Raw genomic sequence first — 20387 nt, forward strand, 5'->3', positions numbered from 1 at the left:
TAGGGAATATATATTATGTTACAAGAGGCTCTAAGAGAGATAAAAAGAGGAACGGCTGAAATTATAGACAGTCAAAATATTGAAAAATTGTTGCAGGCATATTTTGATGAAGGCAAAACATATACTGTAAAGGCAGGTTTTGACCCGACTGCACCTGATTTGCATCTTGGGCATACGGTGCTTTTACAAAAACTTGCAATATTTCAAAAATATGGTGCAAAAATTCAGTTTTTAATAGGTGATTTTACTGCTCAGATAGGTGATCCTTCAGGTAAAAATATTACAAGAAAAACATTAAGCAAAACAGAAGTTTTGGAAAATGCAAAAAGTTACAAAGAGCAAGTTTTTAAAATTTTAGACTCTAGCAAGACAGAAGTAGTTTTTAACTCAGAGTGGATAAATTTGCTTGGAGCATCGGGCATGTTAACATTGACAACAACTTTTAATGTCGCAAGAATGCTTGAACGCGATGATTTTGACAAAAGATATAAAAGCGGCACATCTATCTCAATAAGTGAGTTTATTTATCCTTTATTACAAGGATATGACAGTGTACATCTTGAAAGTGACATAGAGATAGGCGGGACTGATCAAAAGTTTAACCTATTGATGGGTCGACATCTTCAGCGCGCATATGAGATAGGAAAAGAGCAGTCTGTTCTTATGATGCCTATTTTAGAGGGTCTTGACGGTGTGCAGAAGATGAGTAAATCTTTAAATAATTATATAGGTGTTACTGATGAACCAAATGATATGTTTGGAAAAGTGTTAAGCATATCCGATGAGCTTATGTGGAGATATTACGAACTTTTGAGCACAAAAACTCTTGATGAAATTCAAAAACTTAAAGAGGGTGTAGAAAACGGCTCTCTTCACCCAAAAACGGTTAAAGAAAACTTGGCTTTGGAAATTACAGCAAGGTTTCATTCTGTAGATTTAGCTAAAGCGGCAAAAGATGAGTTTGATAAAGTACACTCAAATAACCAAATTCCATCTGAGATTGATGAGTATACCAGTGATGAAGAGATATGGATAGCCAAAGCATTAGTTGATTGCAAACTTTCACCTTCTACTTCTCAAGCAAGAAGAGATATTAAGCAAGGGGCTGTTAAAATAAATCAAGAAAAAATCAATGATGAGCAGTTACAATTAGGAAGCGGGGAGTATATACTTCAAGTTGGAAAAAGAAAATTTGCAAAGTTAAAGGTGAATTAATGAGTTTTAAATCATTTAAAATTGGTAAGCATACTATCGAAAAGCCTATAGTTCAAGGTGGAATGGGCGTAGGTATAAGTTGGGATCAGCTTGCCGGAACCGTATCAAAAGAGGGTGGGCTTGGTGTTATTAGTTCAGTTGGAACTGGTTATTATAAAAATAAAGAATATGCTTCAAAATTAATATCAGGCAGACCACTTGATACTTTTAGTTTTTATTCGAAAGAGGGTTTTGACGCAATAATAAAAAATGCCAGAGAAATATGCGGCGATAAACCTCTTGCAGCAAATGTGCTATATGCTATAAATGATTATGGACGAGTGGTACGAGATGCTTGTGAGAGCGGTATTGATATTATTATTACCGGAGCGGGTTTGCCTACGAATATGCCGGAGTTTACAGAGGGGTATCCTGATGTTGCACTTGTTCCTATTGTTTCATCTGCAAAAGCTTTAAAAATTATCTGTAAAAGATGGCAAAAAAGATACAACAGAATTCCCGATGCTGTAGTACTTGAAGGGCCAAAAAGCGGCGGACATCAAGGCTTTACATATGAGCAGTGTAAAATGCAAGAGAATCAACTTGAAAACTTGGTAAAACCGGTTGTAGAAGAGGCGGCTTTATGGGGTGATATTCCTGTGATTGCTGCAGGTGGTATTTGGGATAAGAGTGATATAGAAGAGATGCTCTCTTTGGGCGCTAGAGGTGTTCAAATGGGAACTCGTTTTATAGGTACTTTTGAGTGTGATGCACATGAAAATTTTAAAAAAGTTTTACTAGATGCTAAAAAAGAGGATATTCAACTCTTCTCATCGCCTGTTGGATATCCTGCTCAAGGAGTTAGAACAAATTTAACAAAACTTGTGGAAAAAAGAGAAGGGCCTGTGATTAAATGTATTTCTAACTGTGTTGCACCTTGTAATCGTGGGGAAGAAGCTAAGGAAGTTGGTTATTGTATAGCGGACAGATTAAGTGATGCATATCAAGGCAATCTTGAAACAGGGCTTTTCTTCTCTGGGACTAACGGATATAGATTAGAGAGTATAATTTCTGTAAAAGAGCTGATGGATAAATTAATCAACGGCGAATAGTAGGGTAATGATCAAGTATTTATTTTTATTTTTATTTCTATTTATTTCGTTAGAAGCATCAAAAAATAGTGAAATTTTAAATAGAGCTCATAAATATATGCAGAGTAATACCCAAAGTGATACCTTTCGTGCATATAATGACTATAAAAATTTATATCTCCAATCAGCTGTTGCCAATAATTTAGATTTAAAAATCAAATCATTAGAAGGCATTGTACAAAGCGGAAATAGATTGCATATAGATGTATCTAAATATTCAAATGAATTAAAAACTCTTCAATTAAAAAACAGCTATAACAAGCCTAAACCAAAGGCTATGAAAAAAACCAAGCATATTGAAGATGTACATATTGAGCCATTGCATAAATTAAAATCTATCGACTGGAAAGAGGATATACTTCTTTTAACATTTAACAAACCTCTTAGCAACAAACAGATTAAAGATTTTACACTGCATGATAAAAGTAAAAACAAATACAGATATGTTTTTGATATAAAAACTTCAATGCTTACAAGTTCACAGAGTATTACAAAAAACGGCATTGATAGAATTAGACTAGCTCAGTTTGATCCAAAAACTTTAAGATTGGTTATTGAAAATAGTTCAAAATTAGATATAAAGCAGAGTATAGACGCAAAAACGCTTCAAATAAGTTTTATTTTAAAAACAGCTCCTATCAAAATAGACAGAGACAAAGTGATTGTAATAGATGCAGGTCATGGAGGCAAAGATCCAGGTGCAGTAGGTTATAAAAAATATAGAGAAAAAATTGTTGTTTTTAAAATCGCAAAAGAGTTACAAAAGATTTTAAAATCTCGCGGCTATAAGGTGCATATGACACGCGACAGTGATAAATTTGTAAAATTAAGTAGAAGAACAAAATTTGCAAATGAGAAAAATGCAGATATTTTTATAAGCATACATGCAAATGCTGTTGATGGAAAAAATGCAAAAGATGTTCATGGTATAGAGTGCTATTTTTTATCTCCTACCCGCTCAGAAAGAGCTAAAAAAGTAGCTGCAAAAGAAAACTCTGCAGATATGAGTGATATGAATATGTATGGAAAAAACAGTTATCTGAATCTTTTAAATCATCATAATATAGTAGCGTCAAACAAACTTGCAATAGATTTACAAAGAGGAATGTTAGGGGCACTCAATAAAAAATATAAAAATGTAAAAGACGGAGGAGTGCGTGAAGGTCCTTTTTGGGTTTTAGTTGGAGCTCAAATGCCATCAGTTTTAGTTGAAGTTGGCTTTATATCACATCCAATGGAAGCAAAGAGGCTTGTAAATGATAATTATAGAAAAACAATGGCTAGAGGTTTAGCAGATGGAGTTGAGAGATATTTTGCCAATAATTAGGCAAAATTTTTAAGACTCTTTTTTATATGAAAGTTCACCTGCAACAGACTCTTTTTCATTAATTATTTTTTCTACTTGTTTTTTTACTTTGTCATATCTGTATTGTTCTTTAAATCCTATTATTCGACCGCCTGCTGCATTTGGATGCCCACCACCATTTGCCCACTCTTTTGAAATAAGTGCTACATTTACACCGTTATTTGCTCTTAAGCTCATGGTACCGCGATAGCTTATATCAACTATAAAATCGTACTCTGGATGTGCCAGTAAAAAAGCATTTCCTACGATTGAAGTATTGCCTACTCCATAACTTAAAAAACCTCTGTATCCTTTATAATAAATAGTTTTCTCATCTTTAGCTTGACCTAATAGATCAACTACATATTTTGTTGCAAGATTATCGAGTGTATCATCTTTATCTTTCTTAAAAAAATTCTTTTTTAAGAAATGGATTTTCTCATCTAAAATAATTGGAGCTTTTTTGTTATCTATATATTTTGTTGCTTCAAGCAGCAATGAGAGTTTATAATTGTTATCTACTTCAGCAAACATGACTTTGTTTAATTCGCGCGCTTCAGATATAAGGCGCATACAAACTTTGCCATACTCAAAATTTTCATACTCATCTGTTTTCCATAAATCAACAGCGTTAACTATATCTACAAATTTTTTCATCCATATCGGTTCATCAAACTCAAAATGTTCTTTCGCATAATCATAGGTAATTTTTGTAGCACATCTGGAGGTATCTAAAAAATACCATGGATATTTATTAGCACTCTCTTCTCCTGTTCCATGATGGTCAAGAAGCAAAAGTGTAGTATCTTTTTTATTTTCATTTAATTTTGCAACCTCATTGTTTAGCCACTTAGACTCATCAGCGGTTAAGTTTAAGTCTGTTATTAAGATAGTAGAATTTTTATTTTCACTTTTTATATTTTGTAAAATTAGCTCTAGTGTTTGTTTTACTTCTGCGCCATAATTTGCATTATAGTTAAATAGTGTATAGCCTGTATACTTCATTACCAATTGGCAGCTATACCCATCTAAATCTGTGTGTGATAGATGATGAATATTATTCATTTTTTTCCTTTGTATAATACATTATTTAAAAAACTAGAATTTTTATCTATATTTGGCAGTATTGTTTAGCAAAAAACACTATTTTGTAATAAGTTTTTTTGTCAAGTTTTATTCTAATATATCTGCTAAAGTCAAATCTGCTAAAAAAGTGTCTATTTCACCTTGGAGCTTATTTAAAAAAGGCCATAAAGAGCATAATGATGCTTTATTTAACGGACAGCTTTCAATAGACGGGGAACAATCAAAAACAGTAGGTTCTCTTCCTTCGACCGATGACATAATATTAAGCATAGTTATCTCTTCAGGTTTTTGGATAAGAGCAAAACCGCCGTTTACACCTTTATATGATTTTAAAATACCATGTTTTGCTAATGATTGTAAAATTTTTGCTAAAAAACTTTTTGGAATTGAGAGTTGATTTGAAAGTGTTTCACTATCCATCGGAGAAGAAGCTTTTGATAAAACTATAAGAGAAAGTATTGCATATTCACTAGCACGAGTTATTAACATTTTATTACTTTAATTTTAGATTTTTTTAAATTATATCAAAAGAAGTTGAAATAAAAGAATAAATTAGATATTATTTCACTTCAACTTTATATACTGATATGTATAACTGTTAGATAAATATACCATTTGGAGGCTATTATGGCTTTAGATTCGGCGAAAAAGCAAGAAATTGTTGCAAAATATGGACGCAAAGAGAATGACACAGGTTCAAGTGAAGTTCAAATCGCACTATTAACAGAGAGAATCAGTGAACTGACTGAGCACTTAAAAGTGTTCAAAAAAGATCACGCATCAAGACTTGGTCTTTTAAAATTAGTAGGACAGCGTCGTCGTCTTATGAAATACTTTAAAAGAAAAGATAAAGATGCTTATCTTAAACTTGTAACAGATTTAGGTATTCGCGACAATATCTAAATAAATTAAACGAAGCTTTTTTTGCTTCGTTTAATCTTCACATACTTTACATTACACCTCTTCACATACTTTCACTTGTTAGATTTAATAATTTATAGATTTTTTTACCGGTAATTTGGGTTATAATAGTTTACTATAATAAAATAATCGCAAAATATAAAAAGAGAGAAAAGATTATGAAAAGAGAAAAAAACAGTAATCCAAAACACTCAAAAATATATTTAGTCGGCGGTGGTATCGCTTCTCTGGCAAGCGCATTTTACCTTATAAAAGATGCCGGAGTTCCCGGCAAAAACATTCATATATTGGAGCAAAGCAGAGTTCTCGGCGGCGCACTTGACGGCGGTGGCAATCCCCAAAACGGCTTTATAATCCGCGGCGGCAGGATGCATGAAGAGCACTTTGTCTGCTACTGGGATCTATTGTCCAACATCCCTTCCTACGATAATCCAGATATATCCGTTAAAGAGGAGTCTTTTGAATTCAATTCCAGATTTGTCTCACATGCGCAGGCTCGTTTAATTAAAGAGGGCAAAAGTATGGATGTCTCATCTTTTGGACTCTCTTTAAAGGATCAGGCAGATCTGTTGAAGCTTATCTTTGCTTCTGAAGGATCACTAGAAAATATCCGCATAGAGGAGTGGTTTGAAGAGAAATTTTTTGAAACGAACTACTGGTATCTCTGGACATCTATGTTTGCATTTCAAAAATGGAGTAGCGTAGCGATTATGAGGCGCTATATGAAGCGCTTTATTCATCTTTTGGATGGTATGCCTCAGCTTGGCGGAATAATGCGTACAAAGTATAATCAGTATCACTCCGTAATCATTCCTCTTCAACGATACCTAGAAGAAAAAGGGGTGCATTTTGAGATGCAGACGCAAGTAACAGATATTGATTTTGAGATTACTGATGATTACAAAAAAGCCACTGTTTTGCATGTAGTCGTTCAAAATGAAAAACAAGAGAAGATCAGCCTTAATGAATATGATTATGTCTTTATAACAAATGGTTCTATTGTTGAGGCAAGCGACAACGGTTCATTGGAAAAAGCCCCTGTTTTGAAGGATAAATCTGTTTCAGGCGCATGGATGCTTTGGGAGAAAATAGCCAAAAAAGACAACTCATTCGGTAATCCAGGGGTATTTAGCGACAATATTGATCTGCAAAAGTGGTACTCATTTACGGCGACGCTCAAAGATGATACTTTTCACGATTATATGGAGAACTTTTCAGGCAATACGGATGGAACCGGTGGCTTGGTGACAATGACGGATTCAAACTGGCTTATGTCGATTGTAATTGCACGCCAGCCCCATTTTGTAAACCAGCCAAAAGATGTAAAAGTATTTTGGGGATATGGTCTGTATCCGGACAGGGAGGGAAATTTTGTCAAGAAGAAGATGTCTGAGTGCAGCGGCGAAGAGATACTTGAGGAGCTGTGGTATCATCTTAAAATCCAGAAGTTGATGAAGCCCGTTATTGCTTCTGGGAGAGTAAACTGCATTCCTGTTGCAATGCCATTTATTAACAGCCTTTTTATGCCGTGCGCAGTTAATGATCGTCCGGATGTATTGCCAAAAAAAGCAGTAAATTTTGCATTTATTGGTCAATTTGCCGAAGTTCCAAATGATTGTGTTTTTACGGTAGAGTATTCGGTTCGTTCTGCACAAATGGCGGTTTACGGACTTTTTGAAACTAAAAAAAAGATATTTCCGGTGTACGACTCGATTCATAATCCCGCAGTGCTAATGAGAGCGATAAGAGCGATTCACAGATGATTAGAGAAAAATCTCTATCGCTCTTTTTAAATCTTCCTCGGTGTCTATCCCAAAACCGGTACTTGCAACTTTGACCATGCTAATCTTTTTTTGATGGTAAATTGCACGAAGTTGCTCTAGTTTTTCTATATCCTCTATCGGTGCATCATCAAGATCACAAAAATCATGCAGGCTTTTTTTGCTAAATCCGTAAATTCCGATATGCCCAAAATATTGCGCTTCCCCGCTTCTGTTATACGGAATAGGGCTTCGTGAGAAATAGATTGCATTATCGTTATCGTCAAGCACTACTTTTACAAGGTTTGGATCTTGTGCCGATTCACTGTTTATAGAGTTATAACAGCTTGCCATTATAAACTCTTCTTTGTTTTGCCGTAATCTTTCTAATCTTTGTATAACTTTTTGAACAACTTCAGGCTCAATAAAAGGCTCATCAGCCTGAACATTTATTATAAGTTCATTTTCATCAAGATTTAGAATATTTGCACACTCGTTTATACGGTCAGTACCGCTTTTATGGGTAGTTGAAGTAAGCATAGCTTTGATGCCATATTTTTTACATGTTGAAATAATTAATTCATCATCGGCAGCTACGACAACTTTGTCTAAATGAGAAACTCTTTTTGCTGTTCTAACAACCATAGGCAGACCACCGATCTCTGCCAATACTTTTTGTGGAAATCTGCTTGAAGCAAGTCTTGCCGGAATAATTATCATTTAATCCCTTTATTTAATAGCTTTAGATATAATTTTAAGATTATACTATAAAAGGTTTTTGATGCTTCTTTATCAGCCAGATTCTGGCTATTGTTATAATAGCGATTCTATTTTTTTATATGATTTTATCAACTATTTTCATCCAAAAGGAAGAGTTTTGGATGTCGGAGCAGGTTGTGGTGTAGTCGGTTTATTGGTCGCAAGAGACAATATAAAAGTAAAATTAGAAGCAGTTGAAAAACAGGATAAATTTGTAGAGTATGCAACGATTAATGCAAGAGTAAATAAAATAGACTATACAATTCATAAAAAGGATTTTTTGGAACTTGACGAAGAGCAGAAGTATGACTACATTATATCAAATCCCCCTTTCTATCACGAAGGTGTGACTAAGAGTGAAAATGAGATGTTGTTTCATGCGCGTTATAATGTCAATTTACCGTTAAATAAGTTTTTTAAAAAAGTTTCAAGAGTATTAAAACCGAGATCTCATTTTATTTTTTGTTATGATGCATCTCAGTTTGGACTTATTTGTTCAGAGTTAGAAAGAGTCAATATGAGAGTTGTAGATGCACGCTTTATTCATCCAAAAAAAGAGAGGCCGGCATCATTGGTAATGATACATGCAAGAAACGGTTCAAAAGCGTTTATGAAAATTTGGCCGCCGTTTATCAGTTTTGAGAAAGATGAGTTTTCTAAAGAGGCTCAAAATATATATAAAAGAGCACGGACACAAAGTATAAAATGTCAAATATAATAAAAAAAGATGGATATGACTACTGTTTTGATGCTTCTGCATGCAGTATATGTCAGGCAAGATGTTGTACAGGTGAGAGTGGATATATACATGTAAGCACAGATGAGATAAAAAAAATTTCTAATTTCTTAAATTTAGAAATTGCAGATTTTATGCAAAAATTTCTTTTTAAACATGGATATAGATACTCTATAAAAGAGAGAAAATGTGGCGAGAGTTATGAGTGCGCCTTTTATAATAGAGAAGCAAATGGATGTATGATTTATGAAGTGCGTCCAATGCAATGCATGACATTTCCTTTTTGGGATTATTATAAAAACAGGGTTGATGAATTAAAACTTGAGTGCCCCGGAGTTATTGATGTTTAATTTAATAAAATTATTTGTCATTGCAGGATTTATAGTGTTTTTTAGCGGCTGCTTTGGTGCAAAACCGGCGGTTGAAGTTAAGGGGTATGAAAAAGTTTTTGAAAATGAAGATATATATATACTCCATGCTTTATATTTAGAAGAAGCACAAAATCACAATGGTGCATCAAATCTTTTTTATACTCTTTATGAAGAAACAACTAAAAAAGAGTATCTTTACCGTTCTTTAAAAAATGATTTGGCGGCTAATGAAAATGAGAGAGTTATTCAAAGAGTTGATGAAATTTCTGAGAACAAAATAGATGATTTTGAGCTTACTAGGCTTAAAATAATTGCACTGATAAAAGAGGAAAAACTTCTTGAAGCAAAAGAACTCGCAGTTAAATTAGTAGAACTTTCTAATGATGTCGATGATTATCTTTTGACAAGTGAAATATTTATAAAACTTAAAAAGTACAATACAGCAATGAAGTATTTAGAGAGCGCATATGTTAAAGATTATAATGAAAATATTTTAGAAAAGATGTCTATTATTTTATATGTAAATCTTGAAAGAAAAAAAGACGCTATAGCACAGTTAGAAACACACTCAAGGATACATGGATGCTCAAAAGCGATATGTAGCAGACTTATCGGATTTTATAGTAATGATAATAATATAGAGGGGCTTTTATCTACATATTTAAGACTCTATAAAATAGATTCAAATAAAAATATTGCTCAAAAAATAGTTCAAATATATGGATATAAAAAAGATTATCCAAAAATGATTGAGTTCTTACAAGAGAGCCAAATAGACAATGAGCTATTATTGCAACTGTATATTCAGACAAAAAATTATAAAAAAGCTGTGCTTGTAACAAAACAACTTTATGAAGACAGCGGTGATTTGATATTTCTTGGACAAAATGCTATCTTTGAATATGAGAGCAGCAGGAATAAGAATGATAAAGCTATGCACAAAAGTGTGATTGCAAAGCTAGAAAAAGTTGTTAAGGCAAAAAAAGACGGTATGTTCTTAAATTATCTCGGGTATCTTTTGATTGATCATGATATAGATGTTATAAAAGGGATAAAGTATGTAAAAGAGGCACTTAAGATTGAGCCTAAAGCTGCATATTATCTTGATTCGCTCGCATGGGGTTATTTTAAACTTAATGAGTGTGAAAAAGCAGCAAAAATTATGAAAGAAATAGAAAATATGGGAGAGAGCAGCAATGAGGAAATTGCTGAACATATTAAAGCAATAAACGAGTGTATAAAAAAACAAAAGGGCAAATAAAGAAAATGATTTTAGATGAAATAATTAAAAAAACCAAAGAAGATGTTATAAAGAGAGAGAAGGTTTTTTCACTTGACTGGTTAGGACGCTCGCTCGCTTTTAATGCAAGAGCTCCAAGAGATGTCTTTCCTTATTTAAAAGCAACAGAGGAAGATCCGTATAGAATTATTGCTGAGGTAAAAAAAGCGTCTCCTTCAAAAGGGGTTATTCGTGAAAATTTTGATCCCGTGGCAATTGCTCAAAGCTATGAAAGAGGAGGGGCAAGCGCTATCTCTGTGTTAACGGAGCCTCATTTTTTTCAGGGAAGTTTGGAATACTTAGGTCAAATTAGAAGATATGTCGGTATACCGCTTCTTAGAAAAGATTTTATTGTTACAAAGTATCAAATTTTAGAGGCTACTGTGTATGGCGCTGATTTTATTTTACTTATTGCAGCTGCACTTAGTAAAAAAGAGCTAAAAGAGCTTTTGGGTTATACTCGCCATTTAGGCATGGAAGCTTTAGTTGAGGTTCATGATAAAAATGATTTGGTAAAAGCTATTTATGCAGGCAGTGATATTATAGGGATAAATCATAGAAATCTACAAACTTTTGAGATGAATATGCAGCTATCATACGAGCTGATTCCAATGATACCAAATGGCAAAGTAATTGTTGCAGAGAGCGGTATATATGAGCATGGACAACTGCAAGATTTATCCAAAGCCGGAGTTGACGCATTTTTGGTTGGTGAATCTTTGATGCGTCAAGATGATGAAGAAGAAGCACTTAAAAAACTTAAATTTGGTTCAATTTAATTTTAATGATATTAGAGAGGAGAAAACTTTTTCTTTCTCTATAAACTAAGATAAGAGTATTTTTGCACACTCGTTAATTCTTTTTCCGTCTGCTTTTCCTGAGAGCTCTTTACTAGCAGCGCCCATAACTTTTCCTATATCTTTTACAGTTGCTGCTCCAACTTTGGTTATTATCTCCTGCAGTGCTAAAGAGAGTTCTTCATCGCTGAGTTGTGCCGGCAGATACTCTTTATAGTAAGCAATCTCATCAAGCTCTTTTTGCATCAAATCTTCTCGCCCTGCTTCTTTATACTGAGATGCAGCATCATCTCTTCTTTTTACTTGAGATTGGATGATTTTTATAATATCATCATCACTAAGTTCTTTTCTTTCATCTACTTCTATCTGTTTAAAAGCACTTGTTAAAAGTCTAAGCGCATCTCTTCTCTTATTATCTTTTGCTTTCATAGCATCTTTTACATCTTGGTTGATTCTATCTCTTAAATTCATCTTCTTTCCTTTTATAATGGGATTGTTTTGCTCTAATTATAGCTAATTAATAAGAATCAAAAGAGAGTTGTTTATTATAAAGATATTGTTTTTGCATGTTCAACAGCTTTATCAAAAGAGTCGAGGATATTTGACTCTTCAATTAAAGAGGTTAATTTATGTTTTTGTAAATCTTTTAATACGGTACTGTTTACTCCTGATAATATCAATTTAACTCCGGAACTTTGCAGTGTTTTTATCATCTCTTCAAAGTTATGAAGTCCTGTTGAATCTACAAAAGGGACATGGCGCATACGAATAATCAAAATCTTATTTTCAAGACCTATCTTTTTTATTACCTCTGTATATTGTTTTGCAGAGGCAAAAAAGAGTGGACCGCTTATCTCATAGATTGATATATTTTCAGGTAAATCTGAATAATCTTCAAGAATATCACTATCAACTTGAGATGAACTTTTTATGCCAATATCGGCCATTCGTTTCATAAACAGAAGAGAAGATAAGACAATTCCTACCTCTATTGCTACGGTCAAATCAACAAATACAGTAAGCAAAAAAGTGCTTAGCAGCACTATAATGTCAAAATGTGAACCTCTGAGGATTGAAACAAACGAACGCCATTCACTCATATTGTATGCAACAACAATTAAAATTCCAGCCAAACATGACATAGGAATAAGCTTGGCATATTTTGCAAAAATAAGCATAATAAGCAATAGTGTAATAGAGTGCACTATGCCGGCTATAGGCGTTCTTCCGCCGTTTTTTACATTGGTTGCGGTTCTTGCTATTGCTCCTGTTGCCGGAATACCTCCGAAAAAAGGAGTAATCACATTTGCTACACCTTGTGCTATAAGTTCTGTGTTTGAGCGGTGTTTTGAGCTTATCATACCGTCTGATACAACTGCCGAAAGGAGCGATTCTATTCCTCCAAGCAGTGCTATGGTCAGCGCAGGAGCAATATAGATATAGAGGTTGCTTAAATCTAAAGTCGGCAGCGTGAAATTGATATCATTTGGTATTTCGCCAAAAAATGATTCAATAGTAGTAACAGGTAAATTTGCTGCTTGAACAATAACGGTAATAAAGAGTATTGCGATAAAAGAGCCTGGAATTTTAGTTGTTAGCTTTCTTGAGTATATAGTTATCAGAATTGTTACAATCGTTAAAGCAAGTGCATAAAAGTTGGTAGTGCTGATGTTGGAAAAATATGTTACCCATTTTTCAAAAAATTCAGACGGCAGTTTTTCAATATCTAAGCCAAGAGCGTCTTTTACTTGTGTTGAGAAGATAACCACGGCGATTCCGCTTGTAAATCCGACAATAAGAGGGTGGGGAAAATATTTTAGAAGTGCTCCAAGCCTTAGCAGTCCAAATGTTATTAACATAAGCCCCGACATAACAGTTGAAATAATCAATCCGTCAATACCGTACTCTTGAACTATAGCATATATTATAATTATAAAAGCTCCGGTAGGACCGCCAATTTGAACTCTGCTTCCACTAAGCAAAGAGATGATAAAACCGGCAACTATTGCCGTTATAAGTCCTTTTTCAGGAGAAACACCTGAAGCTACGGCAAAAGCGATAGATAGTGGAAGAGCAACTATACCGACAACAATTCCGGCAAAAATATCAGAAACAAGCTGTTCTCTGCTTATCCCTGATTTTAGTAAACTGAAAAATTTAGGTTCAAATAATTTGCTCATTTTAGTTTTTTAGCGAGTTGAGTTGTTCGATAACTTTTTCTTGTTTATTTATAGCATCTGCTAATGCTTCACGATTTTTTTCTAAAACATCTTGAGGTGCATTTGCAACAAAGCGTTCGTTGTTTAACATGTTGTTTAATTTATCTATCTCTTTTTGCAACTTTTCATCCTGTTTTGTTAAACGAGTAATGATAGGGGCAAGGTCTATACTCTCTGTCGGTATAAATGTCTCACATTTTTGGGAGATGTCGCTTACCGAGTTTTGGATTTTGTTTTGTGTAAACTCAACAATTTCAACTTTAGCAAGCTTAGAAATAAAAGGTTTCATCATCTCCTCTTCTTTATCTGAGAGGCCATCTATCTTAACATAAGCTTTTTGAATTTTTTGATTTGCCAAATCTACTAAAATCTTAGCTCTTCTTATAGAGATAATTGCGTCCATAATAAGTTCAAATCTTGCTTCATCTTTTAGGCGTTTTTTAGTTTTGTACGGATATTTTTTAACCATAATCGATTCGCTCTCTTCTAGGCTTGTACCAGAGAGTTCATGATAGAGATACTCTGTAATAAAAGGCATAAAGGGGTGGAGAAGTTTCATGGACTCTTTAAAGATTGCTCCTAGATCTATAATTGAGCCTTTGTCAGCTTTGCTAAGCTCGATTCCCCAGTCACAAAATTCATTCCAAATAAATCTGTAGATAACGGTTGCAGCATCATTAAATCTATATTCGTCCAAACATGCACGAGCCTCTGCTGTAGCTACATTTAAGCGAGACAACATATATCTGCCCAGACTGCTCTCTATACAAAAACCTTTTAAATCAGGAAATGCATCTGCATTCATCTGTAAAAATTTTGCAGCATTGTAGAGTTTGTTTGTAAAGTTGCGGTTTTGCTCTAGTTTGTCTTGACTCATTCTGATATCACGACCTTGAGCAGCACTGATTGCCAAAGTAAATCGAAGTATATCAGCACTATATTTTTCTACCATATCTAGAGGATCAATTACATTTCCTTTTGATTTGCTCATTTTTTGTCCGTGCTCATCACGAACAAGTGCATGCAGATAGATGTGTTTAAATGGGAGCTCTCCCATAAAAGTCTCACCCATCATCATCATTCTTGCTACCCAAAAGAAGAGAATATCAAAGCCTGTAATAAGCAGAGAGTTGGGATAAAAATTTTGAAGGTCCTCTGATTTAAAAAGTTTGTCCATTGAAACATCGCCGTGTCCCCAGCCCAAAGTTGAAAATGGCCAAAGAGCTGATGAAAACCATGTATCAAGCACATCCAGATCTTGATAAATATCACTGCTTTTACATTTTGGACACTCTTGCTCGTTTTCTTTGAGAGAGGCCCATTCATGATTACATTTGTTACAGTAAAATACAGGTATTTGATGTCCCCACCAAAGCTGTCTTGAAATGCACCAGTCTCGTAAATCTCCCATCCAGGAGTTATAGGAGTTTATCCAGTGCGGAGGGAAAAATTTTGCTTCGCCGTTGTTTGTCTTTTCAATTGATTTGCGTGCAACCTCTTTTCTTACAAACCACTGCTTAGAGATATAAGGCTCAACAATATTTTTACATCTATAGCAGTGTCCGACTTGATGTTTATGCTCTTCTATTTTTACAATAAAGCCCTCATCTTGAAGTTTTTTAACAATCACATCACGCGCTTCAAGTCTCTCTAGCCCTTGAAACTCTCCCGCATACTCATTTAAAATACCCTTTTCGTCAAAGACTGTAATAAACTCTAAATCATGTCTTTTTCCAACTTCATAATCGTTTTGGTCATGCGCTGGAGTTACTTTAACCACACCGGTTCCAAACTCCATATCTACATGTTCATCAGCTATAATAGACACTTCCCTGTTTATTAAAGGAAGTCTTATTTTTTTGCCTATGATATCTTTGTATCTTGCATCATCAGGATGAACCATAACTGCCGTATCGCCAAAATAGGTTTCAGGTCTTGTAGTCGCAACTTCGACATATCCGCTTCCATCAGCGAAAGGGTATTTTATATGATAAAACTTGCCTTCATGATCTTCATGCTCAACTTCTATATCGCTGAGTGCTCCATCATGCGTACACCAGTTTACCATGTAGTTTCCGCGAACAATTAATCCTTCATTGTAAAGATGCACAAAAGCTTCTTTTACCGATTTTTGAAGCCCCTCATCCATTGTAAAGCGCTCACGCTTCCAGGCAGGAGATACTCCCATTTTGCGAAGTTGAGAGGTCATTATCCCGGCAGACTCCTCTTTCCATGCCCAAGCACGCTTTAAAAACTCTTCTCTGCCAATCTCCTCTTTTGTAGTTCCTTCAGCCAAGAGCTGTTTTTCAACAACATTTTGAGTAGCAATTCCAGCATGATCCGTTCCCGGCTGCCAAAGAGTTTTGTATCCGTCCATGCGCTTGTAGCGAGTGATAATATCTTGAAGTGTAAATGTAAGTGCATGACCGATATGAAGTCGTCCTGTAACATTTGGCGGAGGCATCATAATGGAAAAATTTTTATCATTTTCTTGAATTGACTTGTTTGAGTCTATCTCAAAATAGCCTCTCTCCTCCCAAATTTTGTAAAATTTTTCTTCTGTTATACTTGGTTCGTAGCTGTTTGACATATTTTTTTACCTTGATATTTGCTGTTTAAAATTACGCGATTATATCTAAAAAGATGTGATGATATGCTTAGATAAACAATGCTTGCTTTTTATAAATTTTAATAAATATTTTATAATTTCCTGATAAAATGAATTTGTTCTATTTTTTTTAAATTTAAATAATAATTCATTATGAAATGAATTGATGGAGGTTTCAATGTCACCAAAACTTATAATAGTAGCTGATTCGCAACACTTCAAACTTTTTGAAGTTAAAAAAGATCCGCTTGAAAGAGAGTCTACTCAGCTTCTTGAGATTGTTGATAGTTTAGATATGCATGAAAGATTGAGCGAAAAAGTTTCTGATCAACACGGAAATTTTAAAGGAGTAGGAGTAAGCGGGGCAGGTGAAGACCATAACCTCGAGACAGAATGGGAGAACAGAAGAATCAAAGAGATTGCAAAACAAATTTCTGAAGCTCTGCAAAAACACACTCACGATCTTTGGTATTTTGCAGCGCCAAAAGCCATAAACAACCAAATTGTAGAGTTGCTTGATGAGAAAAATAAAAAAAACATGAAAATAAATCTTCATTCTGATTTAACAAATATCCCAAATGACAAACTGCTGGAACATTTTACAAAATAAAAGGATGCATAATGAGTGCAAAAAATAGTTTGAATTATAGTGAATTTGAAAAAATTCTTAAAAACGAAAAAAATAGAGTAGAGAAAAATATTGAAGTAATTAAGGCAGAGGTGGAAGCTTTGGCGCTTGAAGATGAGATTGATGATACAGTTGATATGGCTGAGATGCAGATTGACAATATGACAGATCAAACGCTTCTTGACGGGCTTCAGGCAGAGCTGGCTGAGATTGATGCTGCATTAGCGCGGATTAAAGCCGGTACTTACGGAATTTGTGAAAAAACTGGTAAAGCAATTCCCGTGGAAAGGCTTAAAATCAATCCATGGACAAGAACAGTCGCAAAAAATTAAAATCAAAAATATTAACAAAAGGAGCATAGATGTCGACAACAAAAGAAAATTTAGAGGTAGCTTTTGGCGGTGAAAGCGAAGCATATCAAAAATACAGTGCATTTGCAAAACAGGCTGAGAAAGATGGATTTGCAAATATCGCAAAACTTTTTCGTACAACGGCAGAAGCTGAAAAGATACATGCTGAAGGACATTTAAAGGCGATGGATAAAATCGGTTCAACACTAGAAAATCTAGAAGCTGCAATCGGCGGAGAGACATATGAATATCAAGATATGTATCCGCCAATGTATGAACAGGCTGTTGCTGAAGGACATAAAGCTAAAAAGATGTTTGGTTATGCATTAGAGGCTGAAAAAGTTCATGCCGAGCTTTATAAAAAAGCACTTCAAGCAGTAAAAGATGGAAAAGATATAGAAGAGATAGGAATATACCTTTGTCCGATATGCGGATATATAGAACTTGGAGAGCCTAAAGAAAACTGTCCGGTTTGTGGAGTTAAACCGTCTGCATTTATCCAGATTTAGTTTTTTAAAGCTTGTTTTTAATTTAACTTCCAAAACATCAAACGATTACCCTCATCTGCAGTGATGAGTTCGTTTGGTGCATAAAAATCTATCTCTATTATAGTAGTTTGATGTCCTTTTAAGAGGTATAGCTCCTTTAAGGTTTTAGAATCAATAACAGAGATTTCATCATTCTCATTTTTTGTAAAAGCTGCTTTGGTTGCATCAGGATTGAGACCGACACTGTAAATAAAAAATTCCCCCATAGTTATCTTATACTCACTCGGTGTTTTATATAAAACAACACGGCTGTCTTTTCCTCCGCTGAGAAGCAAGCCATTTTTGTAATCAACAGAGAAGATATCTCTTTTATTGGCCTGTTGGTATTGTTCTACTATATTGCCGCTATTAATCTCTATTTTATTAATCAATGGAGTTTCATCGGCTGTATAGAGATACTTTTTGTCTTCACTAAGAACAAAATCTGAAAAACTTGCTAAATTAAGCTGTTTTCTGTAGAGAAATTTTTTCTTTTTTATATCAAAAAGTATAAGTTCATTTCCCATAGTATTTATAATAATTCTATTGGCATCTACAAACTTTATTTTTTCAAATGTTATTTTCTCAGAAGTATCTAGAATTTTTATCAATTTTTTCTCTTCATAAACATAGAGTTCTCCATAGGTATTGAGTTTTCTAGATACAAAAACCAGTTTACCATTTAGATAATCAACGCTTGGGATTAAAACACCTATCTCATCGCCTAAAATATTTGTTTGTTTTTTCAGTACGATTTTATCGATAATAGTATTGCTCTTTAAATCGTAAATATCAATAATACCCTCTTTTGTGCCTATAACAAGGATCTCACCAGCTTTTACAAAATCAGAAACTGCTTCACTTGCAGTTATATATCTGTATGGAACTATCTCTTTTGCAAATAAAATATAAAAAGAGAAAAAAAATAAAAGTGTAAAAACTCTCATAAACTCCCCTTTAGTTGTTTAGCTATGCCTACTATTGAAACTTGAAATGCACCACTCTCGCATACCTCTATGCATCTTGCACATTTTATACATGCTGCACCAGTAATGACATGGCTTTTTTTGCTCACCATCTCCAATACTTCTACTTCGGGGCAAACTAAGAAGCACTCTAATGAGCGTACACACTTATTGGCATCATGTACCACTTTGATAAGGCTATATTTTCCTATAGCTGCGTTAAATCCGCCAAGTGGACAGATGTGCCCGCACCAGCCATACTTTTGTGAAAAAAGATCAAAAATAAAAATAGCCATAAGAAAGAACCAGCCAAAACCAAAACCAAAAATGATGCCCCTGTGCGCTATACCAATGGGACTTATCATCTCAAATGCTCCAAGAGAAAAGATAAAAGAGAGAATTAAAGTTACGGCTATAAACCAGTAGCGGATATTACGGCTAAAAGAGAGTGTATTCTCTTTGTTTTTAAACCAAAGCTTTCTTCTGATTGCCGCTGCTGACTCAGTTACTATATTTACTGGGCACACCCATGAGCAGAAGAATCGACCCCCGACTGCTCCGTAAAAAAACAGAACAACTAAAACACCCATTAAAACATCAGCGGAGACAACTGCTCCCGCAAAAAACATCTGAAGTGTTGCAAATGGGTCGCTTAGAGGAATAAAACCAAAAATAACCGAACTGCTTAGATTGCCAGATACTACACTCCAACCATATAAATTTGCTAAAAAGTAGGTACCGAGTACCAAAACCTGAACAGCTCTTCTTGCAATATAGTAACGGTAGCGAAAGAGAAAGTTACTCATTATAAAGTCCTTTTAAGATGCCATCGACATCATTTATATTATCTAAAGCACTTTTTTCATTTCTTTTTGTTTTTTTCATTGTAACATCTAAAGAACTTTTTTTAAGTCTCTCTTCATCCTCTTTTCTCCAGCCAATGATGTAGTGAGATCCTATATCTGTTTGAGAGAGAAAAAGCGGCAGCACTTTTATAGAAGTTGTATTGGTAGGACATGCCTGCTCACATAATCCGCAACCTGTGCAGTGATTAGGGTCTACAACAGGTGTTAAAAAAGCGTGCATTCCAGTACGCGGGTTACGCTTGTTGCGCAAAACGATTGCAGTATCAGCTAAAGGACATGCGCGTATGCACATAGTGCACTGAAGTCCTAAGTAAGCCAAGCATGATTGAGTATTAATTATTGCAAGTCCCATTTTTGCATTGTAGATAGAGAGTGAACTATTTTTTGTGAGTGATCTTAGATCAAGTGCTTTTGTAGGGCAGGCTGAAGCACACGGAATATCCGGACAGAGTCTGCAAGCATTTTTTCTTGGTGTAAAGTAGGGTGTTCCAATGGGCAAATCTTGTGAAATAGTGGCAAGTTGCAGTACATTAAAAGGACAAGCATTTACACATATGCCGCAGCGCATACATGTAGCAAGAAAATTTTTTTCTAAAATAGCGCCTGGAGGGCGAAGCAGTAAAGTTTGTGCTTGAGATTTTGATAAATAGGCACTCCAAAAAATAGTACCTAATGAAGCATACCCAACTCCATGGAGTATTTTTTGTAAAAACAATCTTCTATCAGGACTATTGATTTTATTCATCTTTGTACCTTTGATATAGTTACCATTACACACTATTATAGTGATAATTTTTTAAAGTTAAACTGAAAAATATTATTAGT

21 protein-coding genes are annotated in these 20387 nt (G+C 34.5%); 12 read left to right on the top strand and 9 right to left on the bottom strand.

Annotated features, from left to right (window positions below; translation table 11 throughout):
- The first annotated feature begins 15 nt into the window (after positions 1–15).
- From tyrS to FJR47_RS03305, 3 genes are read left to right on the top strand one after another with little or no spacing between them, the layout of a single operon-like run.
- A complete protein-coding gene (gene tyrS / locus FJR47_RS03295; protein ID WP_152299042.1) occupies positions 16–1215 on the top strand; it encodes a tyrosine--tRNA ligase in 1200 nt (399 codons plus the stop codon).
- Positions 1215–2306 carry a nitronate monooxygenase gene (locus FJR47_RS03300; protein ID WP_152299043.1) on the top strand — a complete coding sequence of 364 codons (1092 nt, stop codon included), beginning with the start codon at positions 1215–1217 and terminating at the stop codon, positions 2304–2306. Before tyrS ends, FJR47_RS03300 begins: the two co-directional genes overlap by 1 nt.
- Before the next feature lie 7 nt (positions 2307–2313).
- The gene (locus FJR47_RS03305; RefSeq protein WP_152299044.1) at positions 2314–3672 is read left to right on the top strand and encodes an N-acetylmuramoyl-L-alanine amidase; all 1359 of its coding nucleotides are present in this window, start codon (positions 2314–2316) and stop codon (positions 3670–3672) included.
- Between the two features lie 9 nt (positions 3673–3681).
- On the opposite strand, the gene FJR47_RS03310 is transcribed toward FJR47_RS03305, so the two are convergent.
- Entirely contained in the window at positions 3682–4755 is a 1074-nt protein-coding gene (locus tag FJR47_RS03310; protein ID WP_152299045.1) for a DHH family phosphoesterase, read from the bottom strand.
- A gap of 108 nt (positions 4756–4863) precedes the next feature.
- The gene (locus tag FJR47_RS03315; protein WP_152299046.1) at positions 4864–5265 is read right to left on the bottom strand and encodes an RrF2 family transcriptional regulator; all 402 of its coding nucleotides are present in this window, start codon (positions 5263–5265) and stop codon (positions 4864–4866) included.
- A 138-nt stretch (positions 5266–5403) separates the two neighbouring features.
- On the opposite strand from FJR47_RS03315, the gene rpsO reads away from it, so the two are divergent.
- Positions 5404–5679 carry a 30S ribosomal protein S15 gene (gene rpsO / locus FJR47_RS03320; protein WP_152299047.1) on the top strand — a complete coding sequence of 92 codons (276 nt, stop codon included), beginning with the start codon at positions 5404–5406 and terminating at the stop codon, positions 5677–5679.
- 176 nt (positions 5680–5855) lie between these two features.
- A complete protein-coding gene (locus FJR47_RS03325; protein ID WP_152299048.1) occupies positions 5856–7460 on the top strand; it encodes an oleate hydratase in 1605 nt (534 codons plus the stop codon).
- Here FJR47_RS03325 and kdsB read toward each other — a convergent pair whose 3' ends face one another.
- Positions 7461–8177 (bottom strand): 3-deoxy-manno-octulosonate cytidylyltransferase, encoded by a 717-nt coding sequence (gene kdsB / locus FJR47_RS03330; RefSeq protein ID WP_152299049.1) that lies wholly within the window; start codon positions 8175–8177, stop codon positions 7461–7463.
- A gap of 61 nt (positions 8178–8238) precedes the next feature.
- Here kdsB and FJR47_RS03335 point away from each other — a divergent pair, with 61 nt between their 5' ends.
- Genes FJR47_RS03335 through trpC form a run of 4 tightly spaced genes read left to right on the top strand, consistent with a single transcriptional unit; the run spans position 8239 to position 11381 of the window.
- A complete protein-coding gene (locus FJR47_RS03335) occupies positions 8239–8934 on the top strand; it encodes a tRNA1(Val) (adenine(37)-N6)-methyltransferase (RefSeq protein ID WP_152299050.1) in 696 nt (231 codons plus the stop codon).
- Positions 8922–9302, top strand: a complete 381-nt coding sequence (locus FJR47_RS03340) for a YkgJ family cysteine cluster protein (protein WP_152299051.1) — start codon at positions 8922–8924, stop codon at positions 9300–9302. The genes FJR47_RS03335 and FJR47_RS03340 overlap by 13 nt, the downstream gene beginning before the upstream one ends.
- Entirely contained in the window at positions 9295–10584 is a 1290-nt protein-coding gene (locus FJR47_RS03345) for a tetratricopeptide repeat protein (RefSeq protein WP_152299052.1), read from the top strand. Before FJR47_RS03340 ends, FJR47_RS03345 begins: the two co-directional genes overlap by 8 nt.
- A 5-nt stretch (positions 10585–10589) precedes the next feature.
- Positions 10590–11381 carry an indole-3-glycerol phosphate synthase TrpC gene (gene trpC, locus FJR47_RS03350; RefSeq protein ID WP_152299053.1) on the top strand — a complete coding sequence of 264 codons (792 nt, stop codon included), beginning with the start codon at positions 10590–10592 and terminating at the stop codon, positions 11379–11381.
- A gap of 45 nt (positions 11382–11426) precedes the next feature.
- Here the strand turns inward: trpC and FJR47_RS03355 are convergent, their stop codons facing one another.
- The 3 genes from FJR47_RS03355 to FJR47_RS03365 form a co-directional block, all read right to left on the bottom strand.
- Positions 11427–11870 carry a GatB/YqeY domain-containing protein gene (locus FJR47_RS03355; RefSeq protein ID WP_152299054.1) on the bottom strand — a complete coding sequence of 148 codons (444 nt, stop codon included), beginning with the start codon at positions 11868–11870 and terminating at the stop codon, positions 11427–11429.
- 74 nt (positions 11871–11944) lie between these two features.
- Positions 11945–13579, bottom strand: coding sequence for a SulP family inorganic anion transporter (locus tag FJR47_RS03360; protein WP_152299055.1), 1635 nt, complete (start codon positions 13577–13579; stop codon positions 11945–11947).
- Position 13580: 1 nt separating this feature from the next.
- Positions 13581–16208, bottom strand: coding sequence for a valine--tRNA ligase (locus FJR47_RS03365; protein WP_152299056.1), 2628 nt, complete (start codon positions 16206–16208; stop codon positions 13581–13583).
- Between the two features lie 196 nt (positions 16209–16404).
- Here FJR47_RS03365 and FJR47_RS03370 point away from each other — a divergent pair, with 196 nt between their 5' ends.
- Genes FJR47_RS03370 through FJR47_RS03380 form a run of 3 tightly spaced genes read left to right on the top strand, consistent with a single transcriptional unit; the run spans position 16405 to position 17713 of the window.
- Positions 16405–16836 carry a host attachment protein gene (locus FJR47_RS03370; protein ID WP_188093747.1) on the top strand — a complete coding sequence of 144 codons (432 nt, stop codon included), beginning with the start codon at positions 16405–16407 and terminating at the stop codon, positions 16834–16836.
- An 11-nt stretch (positions 16837–16847) separates the two neighbouring features.
- Positions 16848–17186: a TraR/DksA family transcriptional regulator gene (locus FJR47_RS03375; protein WP_152299058.1), complete on the top strand. Its 339-nt coding sequence runs from the start codon at positions 16848–16850 to the stop codon at positions 17184–17186.
- A gap of 29 nt (positions 17187–17215) precedes the next feature.
- A complete protein-coding gene (locus FJR47_RS03380; protein ID WP_152299059.1) occupies positions 17216–17713 on the top strand; it encodes a rubrerythrin family protein in 498 nt (165 codons plus the stop codon).
- 17 nt (positions 17714–17730) lie between these two features.
- On the opposite strand, the gene FJR47_RS03385 is transcribed toward FJR47_RS03380, so the two are convergent.
- From FJR47_RS03385 to napG, 3 genes are read right to left on the bottom strand one after another with little or no spacing between them, the layout of a single operon-like run.
- Positions 17731–18678: a WD40 repeat domain-containing protein gene (locus FJR47_RS03385; RefSeq protein ID WP_152299060.1), complete on the bottom strand. Its 948-nt coding sequence runs from the start codon at positions 18676–18678 to the stop codon at positions 17731–17733.
- Complete coding sequence (gene napH, locus FJR47_RS03390) at positions 18675–19502, bottom strand: quinol dehydrogenase ferredoxin subunit NapH (RefSeq protein ID WP_152299061.1); 828 nt, start codon at positions 19500–19502, stop codon at positions 18675–18677. Before napH ends, FJR47_RS03385 begins: the two co-directional genes overlap by 4 nt.
- Positions 19495–20307 (bottom strand): ferredoxin-type protein NapG, encoded by an 813-nt coding sequence (gene napG, locus FJR47_RS03395; protein WP_152299062.1) that lies wholly within the window; start codon positions 20305–20307, stop codon positions 19495–19497. The genes napH and napG overlap by 8 nt, the downstream gene beginning before the upstream one ends.
- Positions 20308–20387 lie beyond the last annotated feature (80 nt).

It is taken from the genome of Sulfurimonas xiamenensis (genome assembly GCF_009258045.1).
GTDB classification, from domain to species: Bacteria; Campylobacterota; Campylobacteria; order Campylobacterales; family Sulfurimonadaceae; genus Sulfurimonas; species Sulfurimonas xiamenensis.

Coding starts and splice junctions, on each gene's coding strand:
- tyrS (WP_152299042.1), top strand. CDS start 16: ATGTTACAAGAGGCTCTAAGAGAGATAAAAAGAGGAACGGCTGAAATT.
- FJR47_RS03300 (WP_152299043.1), top strand. CDS start 1,215: ATGAGTTTTAAATCATTTAAAATTGGTAAGCATACTATCGAAAAGCCT.
- FJR47_RS03305 (WP_152299044.1), top strand. CDS start 2,314: ATGATCAAGTATTTATTTTTATTTTTATTTCTATTTATTTCGTTAGAA.
- FJR47_RS03310 (WP_152299045.1), bottom strand. CDS start 4,755: ATGAATAATATTCATCATCTATCACACACAGATTTAGATGGGTATAGC.
- FJR47_RS03315 (WP_152299046.1), bottom strand. CDS start 5,265: ATGTTAATAACTCGTGCTAGTGAATATGCAATACTTTCTCTTATAGTT.
- rpsO (WP_152299047.1), top strand. CDS start 5,404: ATGGCTTTAGATTCGGCGAAAAAGCAAGAAATTGTTGCAAAATATGGA.
- FJR47_RS03325 (WP_152299048.1), top strand. CDS start 5,856: ATGAAAAGAGAAAAAAACAGTAATCCAAAACACTCAAAAATATATTTA.
- kdsB (WP_152299049.1), bottom strand. CDS start 8,177: ATGATAATTATTCCGGCAAGACTTGCTTCAAGCAGATTTCCACAAAAA.
- FJR47_RS03335 (WP_152299050.1), top strand. CDS start 8,239: ATGCTTCTTTATCAGCCAGATTCTGGCTATTGTTATAATAGCGATTCT.
- FJR47_RS03340 (WP_152299051.1), top strand. CDS start 8,922: ATGTCAAATATAATAAAAAAAGATGGATATGACTACTGTTTTGATGCT.
- FJR47_RS03345 (WP_152299052.1), top strand. CDS start 9,295: ATGTTTAATTTAATAAAATTATTTGTCATTGCAGGATTTATAGTGTTT.
- trpC (WP_152299053.1), top strand. CDS start 10,590: ATGATTTTAGATGAAATAATTAAAAAAACCAAAGAAGATGTTATAAAG.
- FJR47_RS03355 (WP_152299054.1), bottom strand. CDS start 11,870: ATGAATTTAAGAGATAGAATCAACCAAGATGTAAAAGATGCTATGAAA.
- FJR47_RS03360 (WP_152299055.1), bottom strand. CDS start 13,579: ATGAGCAAATTATTTGAACCTAAATTTTTCAGTTTACTAAAATCAGGG.
- FJR47_RS03365 (WP_152299056.1), bottom strand. CDS start 16,208: ATGTCAAACAGCTACGAACCAAGTATAACAGAAGAAAAATTTTACAAA.
- FJR47_RS03370 (WP_188093747.1), top strand. CDS start 16,405: ATGTCACCAAAACTTATAATAGTAGCTGATTCGCAACACTTCAAACTT.
- FJR47_RS03375 (WP_152299058.1), top strand. CDS start 16,848: ATGAGTGCAAAAAATAGTTTGAATTATAGTGAATTTGAAAAAATTCTT.
- FJR47_RS03380 (WP_152299059.1), top strand. CDS start 17,216: ATGTCGACAACAAAAGAAAATTTAGAGGTAGCTTTTGGCGGTGAAAGC.
- FJR47_RS03385 (WP_152299060.1), bottom strand. CDS start 18,678: ATGAGAGTTTTTACACTTTTATTTTTTTTCTCTTTTTATATTTTATTT.
- napH (WP_152299061.1), bottom strand. CDS start 19,502: ATGAGTAACTTTCTCTTTCGCTACCGTTACTATATTGCAAGAAGAGCT.
- napG (WP_152299062.1), bottom strand. CDS start 20,307: ATGAATAAAATCAATAGTCCTGATAGAAGATTGTTTTTACAAAAAATA.